At 39.6% G+C, this 7,307-nt stretch carries 8 protein-coding genes; all 8 read left to right on the top strand.

The genetic code is table 11. From position 1 onward, the window contains the following. Positions 1 to 47: 47 nt before the first annotated feature. The 8 genes from rsxC (at position 48) to HHT355_RS05085 (ending at position 7,192) form a co-directional block, all read left to right on the top strand. A complete protein-coding gene (gene rsxC, locus HHT355_RS05050) occupies positions 48 to 1,400 on the top strand; it encodes an electron transport complex subunit RsxC (RefSeq protein ID WP_242967553.1) in 1,353 nt (450 codons plus the stop codon). 1 nt (position 1,401) lies between these two features. Next, entirely contained in the window at positions 1,402 to 2,367 is a 966-nt protein-coding gene (locus HHT355_RS05055; RefSeq protein WP_103202343.1) for an RnfABCDGE type electron transport complex subunit D, read from the top strand. Between the two features lie 54 nt (positions 2,368 to 2,421). Further along, positions 2,422 to 3,414 carry an FMN-binding protein gene (locus HHT355_RS05060; protein WP_103202344.1) on the top strand — a complete coding sequence of 331 codons (993 nt, stop codon included), beginning with the start codon at positions 2,422 to 2,424 and terminating at the stop codon, positions 3,412 to 3,414. Between the two features lie 83 nt (positions 3,415 to 3,497). Beyond that, entirely contained in the window at positions 3,498 to 4,268 is a 771-nt protein-coding gene (locus HHT355_RS05065) for a hypothetical protein (RefSeq protein WP_146039170.1), read from the top strand. Positions 4,269 to 4,363: 95 nt separating this feature from the next. Then, a complete protein-coding gene (locus HHT355_RS05070; RefSeq protein ID WP_103202346.1) occupies positions 4,364 to 4,729 on the top strand; it encodes a NusG domain II-containing protein in 366 nt (121 codons plus the stop codon). Between the two features lie 28 nt (positions 4,730 to 4,757). Beyond that, the gene (locus HHT355_RS05075) at positions 4,758 to 5,249 is read left to right on the top strand and encodes a Gx transporter family protein (RefSeq protein ID WP_103202347.1); all 492 of its coding nucleotides are present in this window, start codon (positions 4,758 to 4,760) and stop codon (positions 5,247 to 5,249) included. 75 nt (positions 5,250 to 5,324) lie between these two features. After that, a complete protein-coding gene (locus HHT355_RS05080; protein WP_103202348.1) occupies positions 5,325 to 5,906 on the top strand; it encodes a thymidine kinase in 582 nt (193 codons plus the stop codon). A gap of 104 nt (positions 5,907 to 6,010) precedes the next feature. Then, positions 6,011 to 7,192: a BMP family lipoprotein gene (locus tag HHT355_RS05085; protein WP_199179162.1), complete on the top strand. Its 1,182-nt coding sequence runs from the start codon at positions 6,011 to 6,013 to the stop codon at positions 7,190 to 7,192. Positions 7,193 to 7,307 lie beyond the last annotated feature (115 nt).

Here is a 7,307-nt window from a genome sequence, read left to right on the forward strand (position 1 = left end):
TTGTCAAAAATTTAACCATTATAACACCAAAAACAGGAGGACTTATTTTGAAGAAGTATTTCCATGGTGGCATACATCCGGCAGACGGTTCGGACAAGTTATTAAGTAATCAGGTACCGATCCGCGTGTATACACCCAAATCGGTAGAAATATCAATGAAACAGTCGCCGAACGGTTTTTCCAAAGCTATAGTAAAACCCGGTGACAAGGTTTCGAAAGGTGATTTAATAGGTGTACCGGCTAATTTCAGTGCCGCAAATGTTCATGCCAGCGTCAGTGGTACAGTAAAGGATATAATACTGGCCAAAGATAATTTTAACAGGGAATATGAAATTGTAGTAATCGAATCCGATAAGGAAGAAGATATGATTTCAAATATTCCCGAAAGAGAATATGAAAAAAAGCTGGTTGACTTATCTTCTTATTCAAAAGAAGAAATTATCGGGAAGATGAAAGAAGGCGGCCTGATAGGAATGGGCGGGGCCGGATTTCCTACTCATATTAAATATGAGACAAAAGAAGTTATCAATTATATTCTTATTAACGGGGCTGAGTGTGAACCCTATCTGACTTGTGACCATATACTTATGAAAGAACATGGTTATGCAATTATCAATGGGGTTCTTTTGTTTGTTAAAGCTGCCAATGCAAAAAAAGCCTATATATGCATTGAAGATAACAAACAGGATGTAGCCCATGAGCTGGAAAACATTATATCAGGTAAAAATCTGCCCATAGAAATTGTCATCCTTCCTACCAGATATCCTCAGGGAGGGGAACGCCAGCTGGTTGAAGCTGTACTTCGTACGGAAGTACCGGCAGGCGAATTGCCTTCGTCCGTCGGCACGATAATTAACAATGTTGGTACCGCAAAAGCCATGGCAGATATCGTATTGGGAGGAGTTCCGGTTATTTCCCGTTTGGTTACCGTAACCGGTAAAGTAAATACTCCCTGCAATTATTTGGTTCCCATTGGTACCAGGTATTCGGAATTAATCGAGCAATCCGGCGGCTTTACCGCCGAAATTTGCAGGGTAGTAGAAGGCGGTCCTATGACAGGCAATTGCTTATTTATAGGGAATAATCCCAAAGATTTAAAAGGCAGTGTAGCCAAAAATACTTCAGGACTTTTGGTACTCGAGGATCTTCCAAAATCGGAATCTCCCTGCATTCGCTGCGGTGAATGCGAAAGAGTATGTCCTGCAGGGCTTGCTCCCTTTAAGATTGATTTTGCGGCAATTGAAGGCAATATCAATCTTTGCGAAAAACTTTATGCAACCGAATGTATCAGTTGCGGCTGCTGCTCCTATGTCTGTCCTGCTAAAAGGGAACTGGCATACCGTATAACGGAGGCAAAGAATGAGATTATCAGGATAAGACGGGAGAGAGGTGGAAAATAGTATGAAACTAAAGGTTGCAGACCAATTACATGATGTGGGGCCCCATATCAGAATGAACAGAACCACAAAGGAGATAATGCAGGATGTGGTGATTGCATTAATTCCTGCCTTTTTGGGTTCTATATACTTTTTTGGAATTAAGGCTCTTATTCTTGTTATGACTGCCGTAACAACCTGTGTTATATCCGAATATATATGGCAGAAATTAAGAAAGGAGCCGCTTACCGTAAGTGACTGGAGTGCAGTTGTTACGGGTATATTACTGGCTTTTAACGTACCTGCGACCACACCCGTTTGGGCTGTGATGGTAGCATCCGTTTTTGCAATCATTGTTGCTAAGCAGTTCTTCGGCGGAATCGGAAGCAATTTTGCGAATCCCGCTTTAATGGGAAGGGCTTTACTGCTTTTTCTATGGCCGGCTTCCATATCGGGATATGTTTCCACGTATCATGCCGGAGCGGATGCCGTAAGTTCCGCAACAGTATTGGGCTTATATAAAAGCGGGTCGCAAATTTCCCAGTTTTCAAAATGGGATATGTTTATAGGAAATATACCCGGATGTATCGGAGAAACCAGCAAACTGCTGCTCTTAATAGGATTTGCTTATCTTTGCTACCGCAGAGTAGTAAATATAAGTACAACAGCAGCATATATCCTTACGGTTTTGCTTGTTACATTTATTTTTTCCGGTGAAGGCTTATTTAAGGGAGACATTCTTGTAAACCTGTTGTCAGGCGGCCTGATTCTTGGAGCCTGCTATATGATGACCGATTACGCTTCGGTGGCTCCGAGAGTTAAAGTAACTTTGGCCGTTATAGCCGGCCTTATCACCGCAGGTATAAGATTATGGGGCATGCTTCCCGAGGGTGTAAGCTACGGAATTTTAGCGGCTAACTGCCTGTCTGGTTTGGTTGATAATTTAATAAAGCCGCATATCTATGGTGTAAATGTAAAGAAAAGCAAATGATAATTAGTACTTTTATAAAATAAGATTGTAAATTAAAAAGAGAGAGGTAATACTATGAAAGATAATAGATTAAAAGGCATTATAGCATTAGCTGTTGTAACAGTAATATCATTCGGCGTTATATATGGAAGCAAAATATTGGTTAAAGATAATACCACAAACGGTAATACTACTGACAATAATCAAAATCAGCAAGACCTTCCCGGTGCTATAGATGTATCCGGTGCCGAAGGTATTGTTTCTGCCAGAGAGCTTACCGACGACAGCGGAAACGTAACAGGATATTCCGTTGTATCTGAGGCAAAAGGTTTTGCTAAGCCTGTTACTTGGGAAATAATTTTTGAAAATGATGCTAAGACTATTAGGGAAGTTAAGGTAGTAAGCCATGCCGAAACCCCGGGATACGGTGCCAATATGGAAGAGGAAAGCTACCTTAATCAATTTAAAGGTATAAAGGCTCCTATATATCTTAAGGGACAGGCTCCCGCATCCGATGCCGGAAGCGAATCTGGTGCATCTGACACAACCGAAGGCTTTAAAGACGGAATTTACCGTGTAGAAAGCGAAGAAATGGATAACGGTTATTATTATATGCTCACATTGAAAGTTGAAAACGGAGCTATAACAAACGTTGTTTTTGACGGTATGAATGAATTGGGTGAATATAAGAGCTACTTATCATCTGTAGGCAAATACGTTATGACCGAGGACGGCCTTACCTGGAAAGAGCAGGCTGACGCTTTGGCTCAATACGTAATCGAACATCAGTCCGTCAAAGGGCTTGCTGTAGATGAAAACGGCAAGACAGATGCGGTTGCCGGAGTAAGTATAAGCATCAACAACTTCCTTGAACTTGCTGAAAAAGCTTTAGAGATGGCTGCAACCGGTGAAGGTGCACAAAATGCCGGAGGCGATAATGCTCCTGTATCCGCAGACGGAGAATTCGGTGAGATTGATGCCATATCCGGAGCTACATTTACTACAAATGCGATACTTGAACTGGTTAACAATGCATATGAATTCATTAAAAATTACGCCGGAAAATAATCATACTGATTCGATTTGGGAAAATAAAGCATAATCAGAGAAAGGAGAATATGGTGTATTATTAATACATCATATAGGGTTATATGAAAGCAAGATATCCGATGGAAGCCTTTGCATTGGCAATGGTTATATTTTCACAAAATATGAGGGATGCCCTGATTACAGGTATTTTAATCTTATTAATTGCTACCTTGGGATTAGTACTTGACGGATCAGTCGGTATCAGGCTTCCTAAATGGAGCAGGATTTCATGTTCTATAATCCTTATGGTATCCCTTACTTATTCCCTGTTTCAGATAGTATTAAGAGCAATTTTAGGCTATAATATTGACACATCAACATCCATATTCCATATCTTTTTGGGACTGCTTATTGCAAATCATATATTATATGGTGAGGAGGACAGAAATTATAACCTTTTATTGCTTGAAGGGGCAGGCGCTTTTGCCACCCTGCTGATAATATCTATAATCAGGGAGTTCATGGCCGAGGGAACTGTATACGGATTTAAACTGGCAGAAATTAATTTCAGATCCAACGGATTTACACATGTTGTGGCAGGTTTTATTCTGGCCGGCTTAGGTCTGGCTGTACTTAATAAAATATTTAAATATAAAGATGTTAAATCTGAAGGAATATATGTAATACTGCCTGTTGCGCTTCTTGTACAGCCTTTTACTATTGATAGTATTGAATCGTCAGTCGGTATGGTTATAGCCATCCTGGCAGTAATGTTTATGGTTTATTCCATAAACAAACATCTTGTATTTTCTAAACTTAGCAAAGAAATAAAAAATCTTCCGGCCGAGCTGGTTTCTGCCGGCATGGTTTATATGATTTTGTCGATGTTTTAAGTATTGTAAAAGTTCAATTTCAATTAATTAAATATTAATATTAAAATTAAAGGAGCAAGATTCGCGCTTGCTCCTTATTATGTAAGGTTGATTTTATGAAGAAAAATGATTTATACTTAATCGCAGGAATCTTATTATTTATTTTAATTTTATATTTGCTGCTTCATGTATTTAAATCAGAGGGAAGCAGGGTAGTTGTAACAATTGACGGAAAAGAATATAAAACCTTTTTGCTGAATGAAGACACCGTATTTACTATAAGGCAGGAAGACGGGCAATGGAATACCTTTGAAATTAAAGACGGGTATGTTAAGATGCTTGAAGCCAGCTGCCCGGATAAACTGTGCGTTAAGTTTAATAAAATACATTACAATGACGAAACAATTACATGTCTTCCGAACAGGGTGGTGCTTCGAATTGTCGGCGGTGAAGAAAATGACATTGATGCTATTGCAAATTAAATACAAAAGTTATATTTAAGGAGTTACGATGAATTCAAAAAAAATATCTTTATACGGTTTATTGATAGCGCTGGCTTTTATTTTCAGTTATATCGAAAGTTTAATTCCCATGCCTTTTGCCTTACCGGGCATAAAACTTGGCCTTGCCAATCTTGTCGTTATAATAGCCATGTACGGTATCGGAGTCAAGGAAGCATTCGTCCTGTCCATGGTGCGGATTCTTTTGGTCGGATTTACCTTCCGTGATCCTTCCACCCTTTTATTCAGCTTTGCCGGTGGACTTCTTAGCTGGCTGTGTATGACTTTATTAATGAAGCTGAAAATGTTTAGTATGATTGCAGTAAGTATAATAGGCGGGATAACCCATAATATCGGCCAGATTATAGTTGCTATAATTTATGTGAATAATCCCAGTCTTATATACTATTTGCCTTTTCTTCTTATATCCGGTGTTGTCAGCGGAGCCCTTATAGGCTTATTGGGTGCCCTTACAATAAACAGATTAAAAAAAATATTATAAAAACATATCTTTGTCCAGATCAAAAGTTATGATATTATAATTTCGGACAAATACTATAAACAAAGGATGAGTACAATGGCAAAGCTGTATTTTAAATACGGTGTAATGGGCAGTTCAAAAACCGCTCAGGCACTTATTACCAAGTTTAATTATGAAGAACGGGGAATGAAGGTTTGGCTTATAAAGCCGCAGATTGACAACAGGGACGGGGACGGATTGGTAAAATCAAGAATTGGCTTATGTCAAAAAGCTTATGTGCTTTCCCATGATGAAGATGTTTATAAAAGCTTTTTAAAGCTGAAAGAAAAGGTAGACGTTATAATAGTGGACGAATGCCAATTTCTTTCGGAAAGCCAGGTAGATCAGCTTTCTATGATAGTCATAGAACACGATATCCCTGTGCTTTGTTTTGGCTTAAGAACAGATTTTCGTACCAAAATGTTTCCGGGAAGCAAACGGCTAATGGAAATCGCAGATTCGATAACGGAAATTAAAACTATATGTTCCTGCGGCAAAAAAGCTACCGTTAATGTCAGAAAAGGAGAGGACGGAAAAATTTTGACCGAGGGGGAGCAAATACTGATTGGCGGTAATGAAACATATACTGCCATGTGCTATCAATGTTATATGGAAAATTTAAAAAAACAAAACAGTTAAACAAGTTTTAAACTTTAAAACGAATTTAGTTGAAAACTTTTATTGATTTAGTATAATATTAATGACGGTACAAGTTACCGATATACTATACGGAGGGATGTTTTATGAAGAAAATTATTGCCTTTTTTATGGTTTTTGTGCTGGCAATCGGTGCTTTAACCGCATGCGGTAAAAAAGACGATAACAATGCCGGCAAAAACGGTGACACAGGTAAAACCGGTGACACATACGAGATTGCTTTGATTACGGACAAGGGTAATATTGATGACAAATCCTTTAACCAGGGCGCCTGGGAGGGTGTTGTAGAGTTCGCTACTGCAAACAATATTTCACATCAGTATTATAAACCCGAAGAAGCATCCGATGCCGGTTATCTGGCAGCAATCGATCTTGCCGTATCCGGCGGTGCAAAAGTTGTTGTAACTCCCGGTTTCTTGTTCGAAGTAGCCGTATATGAAGCTCAGACCAAATATCCGGATGTAAAATTCATACTTCTTGACGGTGCTCCTCGTACCGCAGATTACAGCGACTTTAAGACCGAAAAGAATGTTGCAAGTATCATGTACGCAGAAGAAGAGTCCGGATATCTTGCGGGATATGCCGCTGTTATGGACGGTATGAAGAATCTCGGCTTCATGGGCGGTATGGCCGTACCTGCGGTTCAGGCTTTCGGTTACGGTTATCTGCAGGGTGCCGAAGATGCCGCCAAGGAATTAGGCTTGGGTGACGGTGAAATCAAAGTAATTTATCACTACACCGGTAACTTTGATGAAAACGACACCAATAAAGCAACCGCAAAAACCATGTACCAGGAAGGTGTAGAAGTTATCTTTGCCTGCGGCGGTTCTGTTGGTAAGAGCGTTATGGCTGCAGCTTCAGAAGCCGGAGCAAAAGTTATTGGTGTTGACGTTGACCAGAGATATGACAGTGAAACCGTTATCACATCAGCTACCAAAGGTTTAGGCGCATCCGTTATTCAGGTTCTTGAGTCAATTTATAAGACAAATGACTTCGATAGCAAATATGGCGGAAAGACAACTTATTTTGATGCAAAGAATGACGGTGTAGGCCTTCCTACTACAGTTTTGGATGATCCTAACGGTAATGCATTTGATCGTTTTGAAAAATTCACAATGGATCAGTACAATGCAGTATTCCAGAAACTGGTTGACGGTACTGTAGATCCTATCCGTACCATCACAGTAGAAGATCCTAACGGTGTTGCTACAGCCGAAGAGCTGGTAAGCGGTCTTAACCTGGTTAAAGTTCAGGTTGAAGTAAGATAATTAAATTTAAGCTATAATTATTTTTGAAAATTCCTGATATATCGGCTTAGCCTTTAATAAGCAGCCATGAATTGGGAAAGGCGGTTGCCTTTCCCTTTTTTAAAAAGGCTCTTTG

The sequence above is a fragment of the Herbinix hemicellulosilytica genome, assembly GCF_002904165.1.
Taxonomy (GTDB): Bacteria; Bacillota; Clostridia; order Lachnospirales; family Lachnospiraceae; genus Mobilitalea; species Mobilitalea hemicellulosilytica.

Bases quoted from the DNA above. Each gene is read 5' to 3' on its own strand.
- HHT355_RS05055 (WP_103202343.1), top strand. From the start codon at position 1,402: ATGAAACTAAAGGTTGCAGACCAATTACATGATGTGGGGCCCCATATC.
- HHT355_RS05060 (WP_103202344.1), top strand. From the start codon at position 2,422: ATGAAAGATAATAGATTAAAAGGCATTATAGCATTAGCTGTTGTAACA.
- HHT355_RS05065 (WP_146039170.1), top strand. From the start codon at position 3,498: ATGAAAGCAAGATATCCGATGGAAGCCTTTGCATTGGCAATGGTTATA.
- HHT355_RS05070 (WP_103202346.1), top strand. From the start codon at position 4,364: ATGAAGAAAAATGATTTATACTTAATCGCAGGAATCTTATTATTTATT.
- HHT355_RS05075 (WP_103202347.1), top strand. From the start codon at position 4,758: ATGAATTCAAAAAAAATATCTTTATACGGTTTATTGATAGCGCTGGCT.
- HHT355_RS05080 (WP_103202348.1), top strand. From the start codon at position 5,325: ATGGCAAAGCTGTATTTTAAATACGGTGTAATGGGCAGTTCAAAAACC.
- HHT355_RS05085 (WP_199179162.1), top strand. From the start codon at position 6,011: ATGAAGAAAATTATTGCCTTTTTTATGGTTTTTGTGCTGGCAATCGGT.